Here is a 17,317-nt window from a genome sequence, read left to right as displayed (position 1 = left end):
ACTGATTTATACCAGGTCAAACTTCAACTTCATCATCAAAACTTTATGTCAATAAAGGCGTTTATAGTTACTGATTCTTTTATTTTACAACACCACTAACATCTTTTTAATAAAAAATATGTTCACAATAGCATACACAGAAATTCTCTAAGGTATTATATCATCAGGAAATATTATTATTCCATTCATCTCTGGAGGCCCCCCCTCGATATGAAAAACGATATCACACAGAAGCCCTGCCGTGTACAGATAAACTGTTTGCAGACCAGTCAGTGACTCAGGAGCGACGTCCGCAACAAATGTATGGACTGTATCACAGATGCTCTCCCCGTATGACTGAAGACAGGCATGCATGAAAATACTGTCGCTTCCCCAAGAAAAGGGGAAATTATCATCTGCATGACCCGACCAGTGCTCAGTCATGAACACTCTGTTTCAGTGAGCAGTTTCCGCATTAATGAATCTGTCATACTGCTATTGTATCAGCAAGTTATCCCCATAACACCTTGATATCATTCTGAGCCAGATGGCATAATCACAGCCCATTGTCGGATCTTTCTGCCTGATTCTCTGGATAATCCCGACAATATGCATTGCTTTTCTGGCGATGTATAGCCCCGGGAGCCGGAACGCTTCATGACGAAAACAAACATTCGTATTATTCAGACGAAAACTCACTGGAAAGGCATCATCTTTTATATAACAAGGAAATCCGGCTCTTTACTGTCGTTTTATCTTTATTTATCAGGGGCGTAAGATTGCTCAGTACCGCGTTACCACAAAATAAAAAAGGCTGGCAGGCCATGCTGGATCTCCGTTTTCAGCGTCTGCACGGGAAAACCACGCTCACCACCCGTCATCATGTCGGTCCGCTCACTGTTCAGCGTCCTTTTTATCCCGAAGAAGAAACCTGCCACCTCTGTCTGCTTCATCCACCCGGTGGTATCGTCGGCGGTGACGAACTCATCATCAACGCAATAATTGACTCTGATTGCCATACGCTGATCACCATGCCTGGTGCCAGTAAATTTTACCGCAGCAGCGGCGCGCAGGCGCACCTTCAGCAAAACCTGACGCTGTGCAATAACGCAACGCTGGAGTGGTTGCCACAGGATTCGATTTTTTTTCCCGGCGCTCACGCCACGTTGCATACCGTGTTTCATCTGTCGTCCTCCAGTACACTGCTGGCCTGGGATCTTCTGTGCCTTGGACGTCCGGTCATCGGAGAAACCTTCAGCCACGGAACACTCGCTAACCGTCTGGAGATATGGGTCGACGGTTCTCCGCTGTTGATTGAGCGTCTGCACGTGGCCAATGGAGAACTTACCTGCGTTGCCCGGAAACCATGGGTGGGAACGATGCTGTTCTACCTGGGGAATGAAACGCAACTGGAAGACATACGCGAAAAACTCACACCACTGGAAAACTACGCCGGAGCCACGCTCACCGATGGTCTACTGACAGTTCGCTTTTTAAGTGATGATAATCTGCGTTGCCAGTAGGTAATGCGTGATATCTGGCAATTTATGCGGCCGCAACTGACTGACAAATCACCGGTACTTCCCCGGATCTGGCTGACTTAAGAGAACGCTATGGAACTGACTCCAAGAGAAAAAGACAAACTATTACTGTTTACCGCTGCACTGCTGGCAGAGCGTCGTCTGGCCCGCGGCCTGAAACTTAACTATCCCGAATCCGTGGCCCTGATTAGCGCTTTTATAATGGAGGGCGCTCGCGACGGCAAAAGCGTCGCTGCGCTGATGGAAGAAGGACGGCATGTCCTGAGTCGCGAGCAGGTCATGGAAGGCATACCAGAAATGATCCCCGATATCCAGGTCGAAGCCACCTTTCCGGACGGCTCCAAGCTGGTTACCGTCCATAATCCGATAATCTGAGGTAACAGATGATCCCTGGAGAATATAAGGTTAAACCTGGCTATATAGAGCTTAACATCGGCCGGGCTACCTGCAGTATTATCGTTGAAAATCACGGAGACCGACCAATTCAGGTCGGTTCCCATTATCACTTCGCGGAGGTTAACCCGGCACTGAAGTTCGATCGCCAGAAGGCAAGAGGCTATCGTCTCAATATCGCCGCCGGAACTGCAGTGCGCTTCGAACCAGGCCAAAAGCGTGAGGTTGAACTGGTGGCGCTGAGCGGTGCCCGTATCGTGCACGGTTTCCGCGGAGATATAATGGGTGAGCTGGAGGCAAATGATGAGTAATATTTCACGCCAGGCCTATGCTGACATGTTCGGCCCTACCACCGGTGATAAAATTCGTCTGGCAGACACTGAGCTGTGGATCGAGGTCGAAGATGATTTAACTACCTACGGCGAAGAGGTCAAATTCGGCGGCGGTAAAGTAATCCGCGACGGTATGGGACAGGGGCAAATGCTCTCCGCCGGCTGCGCTGATCTGGTGCTGACCAATGCCCTGATCATCGATTACTGGGGGATCGTTAAAGCCGATATCGGCGTCAAAGATGGAAGGATATTTGCTATCGGCAAAGCCGGTAATCCTGATATACAACCCAACGTCACTATCCCAATCGGCGTATCCACGGAAATTATTGCCGCAGAAGGCAGGATCGTTACCGCAGGTGGCGTCGATACGCATATTCACTGGATCTGCCCACAGCAGGCTGAAGAAGCGCTGACATCCGGCATTACCACCATGATCGGTGGCGGTACTGGCCCGACAGCGGGTTCTAACGCCACAACCTGTACCCCAGGACCATGGTACATTTATCAAATGCTGCAGGCTGCAGACAGCCTGCCGGTCAATATCGGGTTGCTGGGTAAAGGCAATTGCTCCAATCCGGATGCGCTTCGTGAGCAGGTCGCGGCCGGGGTTATCGGCCTCAAAATTCACGAAGACTGGGGAGCTACACCTGCGGTAATCAACTGCGCACTGACTGTAGCCGACGAAATGGACGTTCAGGTTGCGCTACACAGTGATACGCTTAACGAATCAGGATTCGTTGAGGATACTCTGACTGCCATCGGCGGGCGCACTATCCATACCTTCCATACAGAAGGTGCAGGTGGTGGTCATGCTCCGGATATTATCACCGCCTGCGCGCACCCCAATATTCTGCCTTCCTCAACCAATCCGACGCTACCCTATACCGTCAACACTATTGATGAGCATCTGGACATGCTGATGGTTTGCCATCATCTTGACCCGGATATCGCCGAGGACGTAGCCTTTGCCGAATCGCGCATTCGCCAGGAAACCATTGCCGCGGAAGACGTCCTGCACGACCTTGGCGCGTTCTCCCTCACCTCGTCCGATTCGCAGGCCATGGGACGCGTCGGAGAAGTAGTGTTACGAACCTGGCAGGTGGCACACCGGATGAAAGTTCAGCGCGGCCCGTTACCGGAAGAAAGTGGTGATAACGACAACGTCCGCGTGAAGCGCTATATCGCTAAATACACCATTAATCCGGCATTAACCCACGGTATTGCTCATGAAGTCGGCTCGATTGAAGTGGGAAAACTGGCGGATCTGGTGCTCTGGTCCCCGGCGTTCTTTGGCGTAAAACCGGCGACTATCGTCAAAGGCGGAATGATAGCCATGGCGCCGATGGGTGATATCAACGGCTCTATCCCCACACCGCAGCCGGTGCACTATCGCCCAATGTTCGCTGCATTGGGCAGTGCCCGTCACCGCTGTCGTGTGACTTTCCTGTCGCAGGCAGCAGCAGCAAATGGCGTCGCTGAACAGCTTAACCTGCACAGCACAACTGCTGTGGTAAAAGGCTGCCGCACAGTACAAAAAGCCGATATGCGCCACAACAGCCTGTTGCCTGATATAACCGTGGATTCACAAACCTACGAAGTGCGTATCAACGGCGAACTGATAACCAGTGAACCGGCGGACATTCTGCCAATGGCGCAACGTTATTTCCTGTTTTAAGGAGCACAAATGCTTTATTTGACCCGGCGGGTGGAGACCCCGGCTCAGACAACTGCCAGCGTTACCCTCCCTGTTGACATGCGGGTAAAAAGCCGTATTAAAGTCACCCTTAACGATGGACGTCAGGCTGGACTGTTGCTGCCACGCGGTCTGCTGCTGCGCGATGGTGATATTCTCAGTAACGAAAACGGTGATGAATTCATTAAGGTGATCGCCGCTGATGAAGCCGTTTCTGTAGTGCGCTGCGCAGATCCTTTTATGCTCGCGAAAGCCTGCTGGCATCTCGGCAATCGCCACGTTCCGCTGCAAATAATGCCCGGAGAGCTGCGCTACCATCACGATCACGTCCTCGATGATATGCTGCGCCAGTTTGGGCTGGATGTTGATTTTGCACATCTTCCGTTTGAGCCGGAAGCCGGCGCTTACGCCAGCAAGTCGCACGCCCATAATCACGATCAGGAGCACAGCCACTGAATGCCGACTCCGGAAAAACGTCTGCGGCTGATGCAGCTTGCCAGTAACAGCCTCCCTGTTGGAGGCTACAGCTGGTCCCAGGGACTGGAGTGGGCAGTGGAAGCAGGCTGGGTAGAAGATAGCGCCGCCTTTGAACACTGGCAGCAGTTGCAGATGGAACAGAGTTTTTTTGCCGTCGACCTGCCACTGCTTGCCCGGCTATACCGGGCCTGTGAAGCGGGCGATCCTGACAGTGCCGGGCGCTGGACCGCTTATCTGCTGGCCTGCAGGGAAACCCGTGAGCTACGCGATGAAGAACGTAACCGCGGTGCAGCCTTCACCAGACTTCTGGTCGACTGGCAGCCCGACTGCCCGGCCGAATGGCGCAAACTATGCCAGCAAAGCCAGTTAACCGGTATGGCATGGCTCGGCGTACGCTGGCAAATATCCGTTTCAGACCTGGCCCTGAGCCTTGGCTACAGCTGGATTGAAAGCGCAGTGATGGCGGGCGTCAGGCTGGTACCCTACGGCCAGCTGGCTGCCCAGCAGTTAATTATGCGCCTGTGTGCCCGCTATGCGGCGAACATGGACAGTGCCCTTGCAACCCCGGATCACGCAATTGGTTCAGCAACGCCACTTGCATCTATCGCTTCCGCGCGACATGAAACCCAGTATTCCCGATTATTCCGTTCTTAGGAGAAAATAAAATGAACATAATCAAGCAACCGCTGCGTGTCGGCGTCGGCGGTCCGGTCGGCTCAGGTAAAACCGCGCTTCTGGAAGCCCTCTGCAAATCCATGCGTGACACCTGGCAATTAGCCGTAGTCACCAACGACATCTACACCAGAGAAGATCAACGCATTCTCACTGAGGCCGGAGCACTGGAAGCGGAACGCATTGTCGGTGTCGAAACGGGGGGCTGCCCTCATACAGCCATTCGTGAAGACGCATCAATGAATCTGGCAGCCGTGGAAGCACTGAGTGAGAAATTTGGTAATCTCGATCTGATCTTTGTGGAAAGCGGCGGCGACAACCTGAGTGCGACCTTCAGCCCCGAACTGGCGGACCTTACCATATATGTCATAGATGTGGCAGAAGGAGAAAAGATCCCGCGTAAAGGCGGTCCGGGGATCACCAAATCCGACTTCCTCGTGATCAATAAAACTGACCTTGCACCATACGTGGGCGCCTCCCTCGAGGTAATGGAGCGTGATACTTTACGTATGCGCGGAGAACGCCCATGGGGGTTCACTAACCTGAAAAGTGGTGAAGGTCTGCAAAACATCATCGCCTTTATCGAAGAGCAGGGCATGCTGGGTAAGTAATCACAACATCCTCTGTATCAGGGCCGGCAGGCGGCCCCTTGTTTTTATCAGAAGGAATAACGGAAGTTGGCGTTCACCGCGTTATCCACGTTGTACTTACCAGATGCCGATTTTTCAAACTCCAGACCGAAGCGGATGTTGTCGCGAATTTCCGCATTCAGGCCAACATTCATGAGCATACGACCGTCTTTTTCACCCTTGATGCGTTTTTCGCCGGATGCATCACGCAGTACGGTTTCACCGTTAGCCAGCAGGTCAAACTGATAACCGATACCGTCGCGGGCAGTGAAAGAGATAATTGAAAGGGGTGTTGCATTGACAGATTGAATCTACAGCTGCTTTTTTTAATATATCTCGCTCAAGGCGAGCTTCATTTAACGCCTTACGCAGTTGCAGAATTTCAGATTCCAGTTCAGCCACCGTGCGGGAACCAGGAGTACCGAGCCCTTTTCTGGCGGCGGTAACCCATTGTCCTAAAGTGCCTTCAGGAAGAGATAATCGGGAAGCGCCTTCACTGATCGAAAGTTGATTTTCAAGAACCGTTCTGACAGCTTCGGCTTTGAACTCTTTAGAGTAACGTTGGGTTTTTCTGCTCATTATTAGCTCCTTCTGATGCCATTCTATTTCAGGAAGGAGTGTCCGTTAAACTCAGGCTACCTCAGGTTTCACTCATTGAACCGCCCCGGGAATCCTGGAGACTAAACTCCCTGAGAAAGAGGTAAACAGGATGACTAAAAATACACGTTTTTCCCCCGAGGTCCGTCAACGGGCAGTCCGTATGGTTCTGGAAAGTCAGGGCGAATATGACTCACAATGGGCGGCAATTTGTTCCATTGCCCCAAAGATTGGCTGTACACCAGAGACTCTGCGTGTGTGGGTTCGTCAGCATGAGCGGGATACCGGGGGCGGTGATGGTGGACTCACCACCGCTGAACGTCAGCGTCTGAAAGAGCTGGAACGTGAAAATCGTGAACTGCGCCGCAGTAACGATATCCTTCGCCAGGCTTCCGCTTATTTTGCGAAGGCGGAGTTCGACCGCCTCTGGAAAAAATAATGCCACTGCTGGATAAGCTGCGTGAGCAGTACGGGGTCGGACCGGTATGCAGTGAGCTGCATATTGCCCCGTCAACGTATTACCACTGTCAGCAACAGCGACATCATCCTGATAAACGCAGTGCCCGTGCTCAGCGCGATGACTGGCTGAAGAGAGAGATACAGCGCGTATACGATGAAAATCATCAGGTGTACGGTGTGCGTAAAGTCTGGCGCCAGTTGTTACGCGAAGGTATCAGGGTGGCCAGATGTACAGTGGCGCGCCTCATGGCGGTTATGGGACTTGCCGGTGTTCTCCGGGGTAAAAAGGTCCGTACTACCGTCAGCCGGAAAGCCGTTTCCGCAGGCGACCGCGTAAACCGTCAGTTCGTGGCAGAACGTCCTGACCAGCTGTGGGTGGCTGATTTTACTTACGTCAGCACATGGCAGGGCTTCGTCTATGTGGCGTTCATCATTGATGTGTTTGCCGGATGTATCGTGGGGTGGCGAGTCTCATCGTCTATGGAAACGACATTCGTGCTGGATGCACTGGAGCAGGCGTTGTGGGCCCGTCGGCCGTCCGGCACAGTCCATCACAGTGATAAAGGTTCTCAGTATATATCACTGGCCTATACGGAGCGACTAAAAGAAGCAAAACTGCTGGCATCAACAGGGAGTACAGGTGACTCGTATGACAACGCGATGGCGGAGAGCATCAATGGTCTTTACAAAGCGGAGGTAATACACCGTAAGAGCTGGAAAAACCGTGCAGAAGTGGAACTGGCCACACTCACGTGGGTGGACTGGTATAACAATCGACGATTGCTGGGAAGGCTGGGTCATATCCCTCCGGCAGAAGCAGAAAAAGCTTATTATGCTTCCATCAGAAACGATGATCTGGCAGCCTGAGTTCACAGATAAAACACTCTCCAGGAAAACCGGGGCGGTTCACCAGCCTCCTGACGATACCTCCCACCATGTTTTGCGATGGCACGCTACCGCCCTTCCGGTATTTACCCGCATCAACCGGTACCAGAATGCTGAGTAACAAACCAGCTAGAATTGACTTAATTTTGATCATTATAGAATAATGATCTGAACTACAGCAACATGACAGATTTATCGATCGATATAACACAAATGAACAGTTCTTTATTCTGACAAATATCGCAAAAACAGCACATTACAAAATTTATAACCATAATTACTGGAAAAGTGCAGAAAATTATTCCACTGAATGCTTTTAATACAGTTGGTTAGCTTAAAAAATAGCAATTTTTGATTTCAGTCATTGAAAGTTGCAATGTTTGACGATTCAACAGCATTTAAGTGAGTTTCAGGATATGGGAAGGACATGAAAGGAGGAGCGCAATAAAATACACAGGAAGAAGGGGAAAATGTTTCGTAAAAACAGAAAATTAACAGCGCACATCAGGAAACGCAGTCTCCTGATTCAGTGCTACCACATGAAAATTTAGTTAACTGTTACCGTACTAAAATTTATGTCAGAAGATGTTCCATTACCGAAAGTCAATCAGCGATACAAAGACGATCATGGTGCGCTTGTCACCCTGACCAGTGTTGAGGAAACCCGGGTGGTGTTTATGCAGGACGGCTATCCGCATCCCTGCATGCGACCGATGTACAACTTTCTGGGAAAATTCAAACCCGAACCCCGGGAAGAAACAGAATAAAACGAAATCCCTGCCGGCAATCACACTACCTGATAGCAGCATAATCCACTTATTAATTCTCATCCCCGGAGACAAGCCCAGAAAACCACTCCGGGTGTTCACTGTATGCCGTGTTCAGCGCATCCCTGGAAACGTTTATATAAAAGCTGTCCTGCAATTTGCGGGTAACAACTTCTGCCAGGCGATTCCGGTTATCCACCAGTCCGGCATAACCTCTCTCTGCCAGCCACTCATTCAGTTCATGTTCCAGAGACAGATTGATAATATCATAATCGGACCTTGCCATTCCCGTTTCCTTAGCACATGTTTTCAGGCACGGGGATAAAGTATAAAGAATGTCATACTGCTGCTGCCAGAGCAATATTCCCCCTGATGGTTGTATCAGAGATGGTATGCCGGTACTTTGCGGGTTGTTCCCGTCAGGTTATCGTGCACCTCCACGGTCGTGGTCACCACCGGCATTCCGGCCTTTCTCAGCCTCAGAACATCAGCCGCAATACGCTGACTGCCAAACCAGAACAGGCCGTCCAGTGCAGTCACCAGTAAACCCGCCTCCAGTGCATACTTCAGCCGTTCACGGGGCGCTTTCACTTCCCGGGCAACCTGCTGATATGGCAATGATGTGTTTTCATTCCCAACCACGCGACGAATACGGTGAGACAGATGATACCGGTATGTATCCGGCACACCAGAAAGGCTGGCCTTCAGGCTGTACACGCAGCCAAACCGTTTATCGTTAAACACCACATTTTTCTGGCTGATGCCCCATTCTTCACGCAGCGCGGCAATCAATTGCGGTGTACGGGTAAGCAGCAAGCGAAAAGGCAGTTCAAAACTGGTGACGTAATCCACATTCAGCAGTGCAATACGCAACCGTTCTTCTGGCCCGGCCTCTGTCTGCCGGCACTCCTCCAGAACATCCTGCCACTGCCGGCGAAGACGGGGGGATTCGTTCCGTTCTGTAAAACAGTATTTATCCGCCAGATAGTCAATTCGTGTACGCATACTGAAAGGAATTCCGTATAAAGATTCAGCAGACAAAACTTTATCAGCCAGTAAAAATTAACGGAAGCATTGATATTCCTCCCGACAATCACCGGATGATTGTTGCAATAACCTGCGACATAAAGGACTGAACAGCCGTTTTTAACGCCACGTATTGCCCTGATGAACCAGGCCGGGCCACCCGAAAACATCTTTCCACCCGGCATTGTCCGCCAGCACTTATCACCGACCAGGTCTGTTGCAGTAAATCCACCAGTTGCGCACATTCTTCATCAGCCATGACGCCGACTCGCGGATGGCAAATACTCGTCTGGCTGAGCAGCAACAGACATCGTATCTGTGCTCCTTCATGTTGTTCCCGCAACCAGCGTAATACCACCGGCGCTGATGGGCTGACCGTGTGATTATGCTCCGTAATACGTTCGTGTACCCGTCGGTGAAAGGAACTACAAAATGTCTGAATCTGTTGACCATAGATTCCTTCTGCCGAATAGAGCGTGAAGTGAAATGCCAACAGATTTGGCCAGTGGTCCACCGCCTGCTGAACAAAACGCCGGATTTCCCCCGGCTCTGAAATTAAGGCTTCGGTTATTTGCACGAAATGTTCCTTTTCAACCCCTGTTGAATTTTGTCAAGCCGGTGCAGACACAGTAAAGCGCGCATCAACACCTGAAAGGTACGATACAAACACAAGTTACAAACAATAAGAACGGAAGGACAATTAATCAGTGAGGAATAATAACTAAATTAACCAAAAGAATGTTACTGACAATACTACCAATACTTAAATAGCAATATATTAATTAATGTAAGAACAGATGCCCGGTAGGACATATACACAATACATCCACAAACACACTCTTTTCATTAAATCAATCACCTGATTAAACCATGAAAGTGTGATGTAAGTCAAAATTACTGATACTATCAATTGATAATGATTATCTCTATCATTATCGTGAAATTCGAGAATGAAAGGAGAAGTAGTCATTATAAGCCTTTTATAAATCGTCATCATCATAGTAAAGTAGAACACTTTTTATATGAGTTACTATATGAAAATATACTGGACAAGAAAACGTATTCCTGAACTTTCAGCACTTCCACCTTCATTAAGAAAGAAAAATTTTACTGACGCATATAATGCAGCATCTTCTCATATCGAATACTGGATAGGTGCTGGCGTCTCATTTATCTCGATGATGATTTTATCCAGAGTATATGACTTTCTTTTACCCGCCCAAGATACTTTCCCGGGTGATATCATCAGAAGTTTATGTGTTGTGTGTCCATCCATATTAATCTGGTTTCAGTTTTCGGTATATGTCATGAGGAAATATTACAGACATATTCTGGTGCGAGGAAAAGAAACCGAAACCATTTCAGAAAGGTTGATACGTGAGGCTGATACACGAGAATATGAACTATGGCGTCCGGTCCGTCGCTTTTTCTCCATTGTTTTCCTCATTGTTCTATTAGGTTGCATTCATTCACTGATAACAACTATAAAATAAAAGTTATGGCTGTTCTGATACAGGAAAATAAACGTTCATTCTATGGTTACCTCTTCCTGTTATATAGAAGAATTTTAAACGACAAGTAAGGGAATATAAATGAAAATAACAAAAAATAAAAATGCAACTATAAAAAACAGTCATCAGTCGGCTGCTTTTCAATGTTTACCTTATCATTTTCTGGTAATGCTGCCAACTTACTGATTTAGTGTATGATGGTGATTTTAAGGTGCTTGCGTGGCTTCCATTTCCATCAGATGTCCTTCCTGCTCCGCTACTGAAGGCGTGGTGCGTAACGGCAAAAGCACTGCCGGACATCAGCGCTATCTCTGCTCTCCTTGCCGTAAAACATGGCAACTACAGTTCACTTACACCGCCTCTCAGCCCGGTAAGCACCAGAAAATCATTGATATGGCCATGAATGGCGTCGGATGTCGCGCCAGTGCACGCATTATGGGCGTTGGCCTCAACACGGTTTTACGTCACTTAAAAAACTCAGGCCGCAGTCGGTAACCTCGCGCATACAACCGGGCAGTGATGTGATTGTCTGCGCTGAAATGGACGAACAGTGGGGCTACGTCGGTGCTAAATCACGTCAGCGCTGGCTGTTTTACGCGTATGACAGGATACGGAGGACGGTTGTGGCGCACGTCTTCGGTGAACGCACTCTGGCCACACTGGAGCGTCTTCTGAGCCTGCTGTCGGCCTTTGAGGTCGTGGTATGGATGACGGATGGCTGGCCGCTGTATGAATCACGCCTGAAGGGAAAGCTGCACGTTATCAGCAAGCGTTACACTCAGCGCATTGAGCGACATAATCTGAATCTGAGACAACATCTGGCAAGGCTGGGACGGAAGTCACTGTCGTTCTCAAAATCGGTGGAGCTGCATGACAAGGTCATCGGGCATTATCTGAACATAAAACACTATCAGTAAGTTGGAGTCATTACCTGAGAATAATACCTCCTGGGTAAGTGAGCAGATACTTTCAGCGCCTCCGAAAGATGTAAATATTCGACTTGGAGTCGGTTCTTTAGAAGGTACAACCGTCTCACATGTTCAGCGATTGCATCATTCGTTAATCGCAGCTGGTTTGGAAAGTAACCTCACTGTCTATACCGGTGGTCACGATTATGCCTGGTGGCGCGGAGCAATTATTGATGAATTAGCAAATTATAATTGCAGGAAGGTATCAAATAATAACTCTGTGTAAAATATCGTTTTATCGTCAGATAACTCTTTCTGCAATATTATTATGGGAGACTATCTCATTTATTTAGTGATGTCCTTCATTTATGTGATGAAGGACATTATATTACTCATAACATTTCTCGTTGAAAATTTCAGCAATACGCTACAATTGTTTCCCGTTGTTTTTTAATTTTCTCATCAAAACCTCTGCAATCTCTGCAGGACTGGGTTGTTCAGCCATTTCAGCGGCTACCTGATCTGAACAGAAGCGTAGTGAATCATCATAAAGAAGGCGATTTACCAAATCACTGGTCAGTCCATGCTTGTCCGGAATAATCCCACACCCACGCTTCGCAACAATTTCTGCATTAACAGAGCGATCTGCACCTTCGCCAAACACAATCTGTGGTATTCCACTATACAGCGCTGTCAGGGTATTACCTGCGCCACCGTGATGAATAAATCCATCAGCTCCATTAAGGAATACACCCATAGGTATCCAGTCAACCAGACGTACATTTGATGGTAGTTTTCGTAAACCAGTACGAGCATTTATTGCAAGTTGCAAAATGATATCAGCATCAACTTCATTTGCAGAATCCATAACCCATGAAATCAGCTCCAGACCATCAACCATTGGTTTTACAGTGCCAAGGCTGATAAGTAAACGTTTCCGATCAGAATCCCTGTCCCACCATGTTTCCTTTACAGCACCTCCGTTATAAGGAATATATCTCATTGAGATAACCGGTTCTCCAGCATTTTTAAGAATGCTCATACTTGGGGGAGCAACATCAATCCATGCTAAATCACATAGTGGACCGCTGACTCCATGCCGCCTGTAAGCATTGCTTAAAGAACGGTTTAACATCTGAATATGGGCAGATGTATGCGCGAATCCAACAGCCAGCATCACTGAAGGAATTCTATATTTAGCAGCAACCAATGGGCCTGCCGGATCAAGAGGGGGATAGACTATTAAATCTGGCCTCCATTTTCCTGCAAAATCGATGAGGTTATCTGCCATTTCATCGCTAAAAAAAGAGAAATGACCAATAATATTACTTTTTTTCCTCAACTCTTCCTGATGGCGATATCCAGCCTCTGAATCTAAACCTGGAACTGCATCAAAAACAACCAGTCCAGCTTCTGCTGCTTTATTCGCGAATTTGCCAGCGCTACTAATTACTACATCATGTCCAATTACACGAAAGGCCTGAGCCAGAGAAATCAATGGGTATAACAAACCGTACAGCGGTGGGCCAATAAAAAGAATACGTTTTCGCATTAAAAAAGTCCGTCTTCTGCTTACCTGTTTATTTTTCTATCTCTAAGAAAACATAATTAATATTATTTTTATGTGAGCTTATGCACAAAAATAACCAAGTATATTATCTTCTGGTAGAGATTCAGGATACAGTTTGTAGGAGCTTTCTTTTTTGAACAATGATTTGCAGGACAGTTATGCTAAACTAGCGGAATCAGTATCACAACAATAAATGACTGATCATACCTGAAATTTGAATTAACAGGCATCATGAATGTCAATAGTCTAAGCGGTGACTACTTATATCGCTTGCATAAATACTAAACACTGACTAGAAAAGTATTGGATAACCCCGTCACTAAAAGTAACGCTTCGGTTATTTGCTCGGAATGTATTAACGCCAAGATTGTTAGCCGTTACGCCTTATATCACTGGCGCTGACAAATGTTTCTTTTCTAATTTACTGAACCGGCGCAGACACGCAGGAAAGCACGCCGGCACCGGTGTAATGCCAGTTCTAATCAATAAGAATGGAATGACGAATCAGTCAGGAAGGGATAACAACCCGCTGCTGAACGGAAGGTATCAGCAGGAAGATGAACGGGAATATCGCCAGCACCAAGGGCAGGGCCGGGTTCCACAATACCAGCGCTGGCATTTTGCACATTGCCAGCGTACCGGCATTACAACACGTTTCATGCTGCTGCCCCCCAGGATTCCTCGATTCGTTGCTACATCCACTGCTCTACTTCACTTCCACTGCTCCACTTCACTTTTGTACCAGCGGCTGCTGCGCCCCAGTTTGATGGGTTTAGGGAAATGGCCTTCACTGATCAACTTGTAAAACCATTTGTCGGTCATACCGGTGAAACTGGTGATATAGTTCATGTCGATCAGGGAATTATCGGCACGCAGAAATACGCTGTCGTGGCTTGTTGTAGTCAACATGGTCAGAATGTCCTGTGAGATTTATGAAGATTGTGCGAATGCGGGAAATCTACTGAGCTGTGCTTTCAGAACTGGCCTGTTACGGGATACCAGGGATTACCGGCGGGGTAACGGGCTTCCGGATCATACACACCACGATTATCGCGGACAAAATCACTGAACGCCCATATCACCTCTTTAAGTATGTCTTCGCAGTCCGGTAAATGACGATCCAGCGCCACATCCCGGGTGGTACAGCTTTGATGCGCCCGGTGACACAAAGCCCGGATTGTTCCAGACATCCTGAATCAAACGCCCCAGATTAGGGGCGTCGAAATATGCCTCTCTGACCATTATATTCCGGCGTATAGGTAGCAGGTCTGAAGTGACAATGCGTCACCTGACGTTAAAAGTCACCCAAGATGACCCCAGTGGGGGCAACAAGTATAAAACCGTTTTTTGATTAAGTGGTCGGATATGAAAAGGGGAAGGTTTATGTGAAAAATACCTGTGTTTTCTTTGAAAACACACAACAGTATCAGGTTATTTATGTTTATACAGTGCGTTCCAAACTGACCTGAATAATTACGCAAGTTGCAACAATAAAACATTTTTGCCGTAGTGTGAGGTACTCCGGTAAATTGCTTCCCAGGTGCAGACAATGACTAACGAAGAACTACAGGCAATCGCATTATCCATGCTTGAGCGCCAGCGCGAAAAAGTACACCAGCAACGAGAGTCTTTGCTTAACCCATCTCCATTCACCAGGCCAAAACGATTGGAGCTTGAAGCATTCTTGGACAAATACCCACGGCGGCTTAAATCAGGCAAAACCAGACCACCAGGCTGATAGCTCACAGTTTGTTCTCCGATTCAATAAAACGGATAAGAACCATCAGCGCGGTAGCGTAAGGCACTACAGCGCATTGCTTTACGAGTAATAACAATGGATTTATCACCAGAAGACGCAAAGTTTTTACGAGAACTGCAACACCGTATGCTCAGAGAAGCCATTATCGAACAGCAAACGGGCATGAGCGCCATAGACCCATTGCGATACAAACGGGCCTCATCTCCTTTAGTTGACGACAATTCCAATGCGGATAAAACACGTCCACCACACTGATTACATTTTTCATTAGCACAGTGGTGTGATGCAGCATACGAGGAAAACCGGATGAATGAGAACAAAATAAAAAGGCTGGAGCAACTGTTACAGGCACGCCAACGGGAGTTTGCCACTAAATGGGGACGTGCCGCGCTGCCACATGAACGCCTAACCTATTTTCCACTTGAAGACCTCATTAAAAATAATGGCAAAAAAATCAGGTCTGATAAGAAACACTTCTTAGAATGCAATGAAGACAAATAACAACAATCTGCATATTGCCACCAACCACAGATGTGGCATCGTTATCAGCGCACTTGATTTTCTTTATATCCACTGACGAGTTTGCCGGTCATTCTGGTATCATGCAGATATTTACGGCGTACAAGCACACTAGCATGACATTGTAATAAGGCCTGAGCCTAACGCTTTAATGTGTGTCATACACTCAGTGGCGTAATCGTTGACAATATGGTGCATGTAATCGTAAGCGTCCAGCGAAATCCATCTGGTCATAATCTGAAGCATCCGACAAAGTGGTGTCCACCAAATAAGTGATCTGCGCCCAATATCCTGAGCCGGAACTTTGACAAAGGCCAACGAAAAATGGGAGCGGATGTTACAGAGTTCTCGGTACAGGGGAAAAGTGGTACCTGTCGCCAGTTCTCCGATCTGTTTAACCGGGAAATTATCTCCTACAGCTTGTCAGAAAGGTCGGTGATGGAGCATCGTTAATACGATGCTATACGATGCATTCACAGTGCCCGGCCAGAGGATGCCCCGTCGCTGCATATGGATCAGGGTTGGCAATATCGAATTGCAGGCTATAGGCAAAGTTAAAGCCCCATGGAGTAGCACAAAATATGCCGCACAAAGGAAACGGTCTGAATAACGCAGTGATGAAGAACTTCTTCAGCACACTGCTAAAACGCATAGTGATCGAGCGCTGATTCTGGCGAACAACTGAACTAATACATCAGAATCTGCATTATGTTAAATAAATATAAAAAGATGGTTTAAATACCCCGTTACTTTTGACTTACACTATACGGTATCGCATCGTTTAATATTCGCACCGGCCAGATTTTTATTTCTATTAGTTGTCACAATACTGAATGCGTACGACCACAGTATTCTGGCTCCTGTGTGGTTATGCTTTAATTCTGCGTTCCGGGCAGATAAGCAGTTGCTTGCAGGAATCCTTCTTGTGTTAATGTCAGTTCCCCTTTTACCAGTGCTGATTTCCACATTCCGTCCAACAGAGCTTATAGCCTTTCCCTGGATTATAGCATTGTCCGGCTGAAGTTCTTTTTGAATAATAATAGAAGCACTGCTGGCAGATCCAGTCCGTTTTTCATAACCCACTGTACTGATAACCATAATCTAATCAGTAGAAATTGAGTCGAAAATAAGCACTACTCCATACAGGATAATTAGAGGTCAGTTTGATTATTCACAATTCATCATCAGCATTTTCTATTTCTGACGAAATCAATATGAAAATAACCATATATGATAATTATTATAATAACGGCTTTAATTGGAATACATATATTACAACGTATTATATATAATTGGCATTCTGGGAACTATATTCTCAAAATACAGTAGAAACGAGGTATGTTTCTGGTGGAAAGGACAGTGGGATTAAAAAGTAAGAATTGATAAAAAAACGCCAGCAACACATAGTGCCGGCGGAGGGAATACCCCATGGAGAAAATGTGATGCCTAGAGCATCATGAATATATAATTAAAAATAGTTAGCGTTGTCAATACTTTCACAAAAATAATTTTCGTAGTATAGAAAGATATTTTTATGCATGACCTACCTGAATTTGCTCCGGGTAGAGGTTATAAATAAAAATTGAATCACGACAAACAC

20 protein-coding genes, 6 pseudogenes and 1 other annotated feature are annotated in these 17,317 nt (G+C 47.4%); of the genes and pseudogenes, 15 read left to right on the top strand and 11 right to left on the bottom strand.

Annotated elements, in window-relative coordinates:
• Positions 1–147: 147 nt before the first annotated feature.
• A complete protein-coding gene (locus tag QUE34_RS06675; RefSeq protein WP_000134927.1) occupies positions 148–423 on the bottom strand; it encodes a hypothetical protein in 276 nt (91 codons plus the stop codon).
• A 380-nt stretch (positions 424–803) separates the two neighbouring features.
• Between QUE34_RS06675 and QUE34_RS06670 the strand changes: the two genes are divergently transcribed.
• The 7 genes from QUE34_RS06670 (at position 804) to ureG (ending at position 5,698) form a co-directional block, all read left to right on the top strand.
• On the top strand, positions 804–1,502 hold the full coding sequence (locus QUE34_RS06670) for an urease accessory protein UreD (protein ID WP_042352357.1): 699 nt from the start codon (positions 804–806) through the stop codon (positions 1,500–1,502).
• Positions 1,503–1,592: 90 nt separating this feature from the next.
• Entirely contained in the window at positions 1,593–1,895 is a 303-nt protein-coding gene (locus tag QUE34_RS06665; protein WP_000424145.1) for an urease subunit gamma, read from the top strand.
• A gap of 8 nt (positions 1,896–1,903) precedes the next feature.
• Positions 1,904–2,224, top strand: coding sequence for an urease subunit beta (locus QUE34_RS06660; protein ID WP_000612150.1), 321 nt, complete (start codon positions 1,904–1,906; stop codon positions 2,222–2,224).
• On the top strand, positions 2,217–3,920 hold the full coding sequence (ureC, locus tag QUE34_RS06655; protein ID WP_000065682.1) for an urease subunit alpha: 1,704 nt from the start codon (positions 2,217–2,219) through the stop codon (positions 3,918–3,920). Before QUE34_RS06660 ends, ureC begins: the two co-directional genes overlap by 8 nt.
• A 9-nt stretch (positions 3,921–3,929) precedes the next feature.
• A complete protein-coding gene (ureE, locus tag QUE34_RS06650; RefSeq protein WP_000966485.1) occupies positions 3,930–4,394 on the top strand; it encodes an urease accessory protein UreE in 465 nt (154 codons plus the stop codon).
• A complete protein-coding gene (locus tag QUE34_RS06645; RefSeq protein ID WP_001142971.1) occupies positions 4,395–5,069 on the top strand; it encodes an urease accessory protein UreF in 675 nt (224 codons plus the stop codon).
• An 11-nt stretch (positions 5,070–5,080) separates the two neighbouring features.
• Positions 5,081–5,698 (top strand): urease accessory protein UreG, encoded by a 618-nt coding sequence (gene ureG / locus QUE34_RS06640; protein ID WP_001021388.1) that lies wholly within the window; start codon positions 5,081–5,083, stop codon positions 5,696–5,698.
• Between the two features lie 47 nt (positions 5,699–5,745).
• Here ureG and QUE34_RS06635 read toward each other — a convergent pair.
• Both QUE34_RS06635 and QUE34_RS06630 read right to left on the bottom strand, forming a co-directional pair.
• Positions 5,746–5,985: pseudogene (locus QUE34_RS06635) on the bottom strand (autotransporter outer membrane beta-barrel domain-containing protein); the annotation flags it as partial.
• 49 nt (positions 5,986–6,034) lie between these two features.
• Positions 6,035–6,295, bottom strand: a pseudogene (locus QUE34_RS06630) (transposase); the annotation flags it as partial.
• A 130-nt stretch (positions 6,296–6,425) separates the two neighbouring features.
• Between QUE34_RS06630 and QUE34_RS06625 the strand changes: the two are divergent.
• Positions 6,426–7,639 (top strand): IS3 family transposase gene (locus tag QUE34_RS06625; RefSeq protein WP_428830039.1). Its coding sequence is split into 2 segments (ribosomal slippage): positions 6,426–6,714 and positions 6,714–7,639, totalling 1,215 coding nucleotides; the frame shifts between segments, so codons are not numbered across the junction.
• Positions 6,707–6,823 (top strand) — a sequence feature (AL1L pseudoknot). (Overlaps the previous gene by 117 nt.)
• 593 nt (positions 7,640–8,232) lie before the next feature.
• Entirely contained in the window at positions 8,233–8,424 is a 192-nt protein-coding gene (locus QUE34_RS06620; protein ID WP_001287881.1) for a DUF4222 domain-containing protein, read from the top strand.
• A gap of 52 nt (positions 8,425–8,476) precedes the next feature.
• On the opposite strand, the gene QUE34_RS06615 is transcribed toward QUE34_RS06620, so the two are convergent.
• The 3 genes from QUE34_RS06615 to QUE34_RS06605 all read right to left on the bottom strand — a co-directional run bounded on the left by QUE34_RS06615 (position 8,477) and on the right by QUE34_RS06605 (position 10,027).
• Positions 8,477–8,710 (bottom strand): hypothetical protein, encoded by a 234-nt coding sequence (locus QUE34_RS06615; protein ID WP_000124179.1) that lies wholly within the window; start codon positions 8,708–8,710, stop codon positions 8,477–8,479.
• Positions 8,711–8,805: 95 nt separating this feature from the next.
• Positions 8,806–9,429: an ECs1377 family protein gene (locus QUE34_RS06610; RefSeq protein WP_001260386.1), complete on the bottom strand. Its 624-nt coding sequence runs from the start codon at positions 9,427–9,429 to the stop codon at positions 8,806–8,808.
• An 88-nt stretch (positions 9,430–9,517) separates the two neighbouring features.
• Positions 9,518–10,027 (bottom strand): UCP030791 family putative phage-derived protein, encoded by a 510-nt coding sequence (locus tag QUE34_RS06605; protein ID WP_001167434.1) that lies wholly within the window; start codon positions 10,025–10,027, stop codon positions 9,518–9,520.
• A gap of 457 nt (positions 10,028–10,484) precedes the next feature.
• Here QUE34_RS06605 and QUE34_RS06600 point away from each other — a divergent pair, with 457 nt between their 5' ends.
• The 4 genes and pseudogenes from QUE34_RS06600 to QUE34_RS06590 all read left to right on the top strand — a co-directional run.
• Complete coding sequence (locus QUE34_RS06600; protein WP_001301456.1) at positions 10,485–10,943, top strand: hypothetical protein; 459 nt, start codon at positions 10,485–10,487, stop codon at positions 10,941–10,943.
• Positions 10,944–11,042: 99 nt separating this feature from the next.
• Positions 11,043–11,125 (top strand): annotated as a pseudogene (locus QUE34_RS28555) (CPBP family intramembrane glutamic endopeptidase); the annotation flags it as partial.
• Positions 11,126–11,180: 55 nt separating this feature from the next.
• Positions 11,181–11,878 (top strand): IS1-like element IS1F family transposase gene (locus tag QUE34_RS06595; RefSeq protein WP_223718721.1). Its coding sequence is split into 2 segments (ribosomal slippage): positions 11,181–11,430 and positions 11,430–11,878, totalling 699 coding nucleotides; the frame shifts between segments, so codons are not numbered across the junction.
• Between the two features lie 16 nt (positions 11,879–11,894).
• Positions 11,895–12,155, top strand: a pseudogene (locus QUE34_RS06590) (alpha/beta hydrolase-fold protein); the annotation flags it as partial.
• A gap of 141 nt (positions 12,156–12,296) precedes the next feature.
• On the opposite strand, the gene QUE34_RS06585 reads toward QUE34_RS06590, so the two are convergent.
• The 4 genes and pseudogenes from QUE34_RS06585 to QUE34_RS06570 form a co-directional block, all read right to left on the bottom strand.
• Entirely contained in the window at positions 12,297–13,421 is a 1,125-nt protein-coding gene (locus QUE34_RS06585) for a nucleotide disphospho-sugar-binding domain-containing protein (RefSeq protein WP_001231525.1), read from the bottom strand.
• 729 nt (positions 13,422–14,150) lie between these two features.
• Positions 14,151–14,348 (bottom strand): helix-turn-helix transcriptional regulator, encoded by a 198-nt coding sequence (locus QUE34_RS06580; protein ID WP_000958487.1) that lies wholly within the window; start codon positions 14,346–14,348, stop codon positions 14,151–14,153.
• A gap of 65 nt (positions 14,349–14,413) precedes the next feature.
• Positions 14,414–14,684, bottom strand: a pseudogene (locus tag QUE34_RS06575) (hypothetical protein); the annotation flags it as partial.
• 228 nt (positions 14,685–14,912) lie between these two features.
• The gene (locus tag QUE34_RS06570; protein WP_001303898.1) at positions 14,913–15,185 is read right to left on the bottom strand and encodes a hypothetical protein; all 273 of its coding nucleotides are present in this window, start codon (positions 15,183–15,185) and stop codon (positions 14,913–14,915) included.
• A 319-nt stretch (positions 15,186–15,504) separates the two neighbouring features.
• Between QUE34_RS06570 and QUE34_RS06565 the strand changes: the two genes are divergently transcribed.
• Together QUE34_RS06565 and QUE34_RS28550 are read left to right on the top strand one after the other, a co-directional pair.
• Positions 15,505–15,699 carry a hypothetical protein gene (locus tag QUE34_RS06565; protein ID WP_001004881.1) on the top strand — a complete coding sequence of 65 codons (195 nt, stop codon included), beginning with the start codon at positions 15,505–15,507 and terminating at the stop codon, positions 15,697–15,699.
• A 294-nt stretch (positions 15,700–15,993) separates the two neighbouring features.
• A pseudogene (locus QUE34_RS28550) lies at positions 15,994–16,358 on the top strand (DDE-type integrase/transposase/recombinase); the annotation flags it as partial.
• 121 nt (positions 16,359–16,479) lie between these two features.
• Here the strand turns inward: QUE34_RS28550 and QUE34_RS06555 are convergent.
• Positions 16,480–16,815, bottom strand: a complete 336-nt coding sequence (locus QUE34_RS06555; RefSeq protein WP_001310149.1) for a hypothetical protein — start codon at positions 16,813–16,815, stop codon at positions 16,480–16,482.
• Between the last annotated feature and the right edge of the window lie 502 nt (positions 16,816–17,317).

The sequence above is a fragment of the Escherichia sp. KS167_9B genome (genome assembly GCF_030295215.1).
Classification (GTDB): Bacteria; Pseudomonadota; Gammaproteobacteria; order Enterobacterales; family Enterobacteriaceae; genus Escherichia; species Escherichia coli_F.
This window is presented reverse-complemented; position numbering and strand designations above follow the sequence as displayed.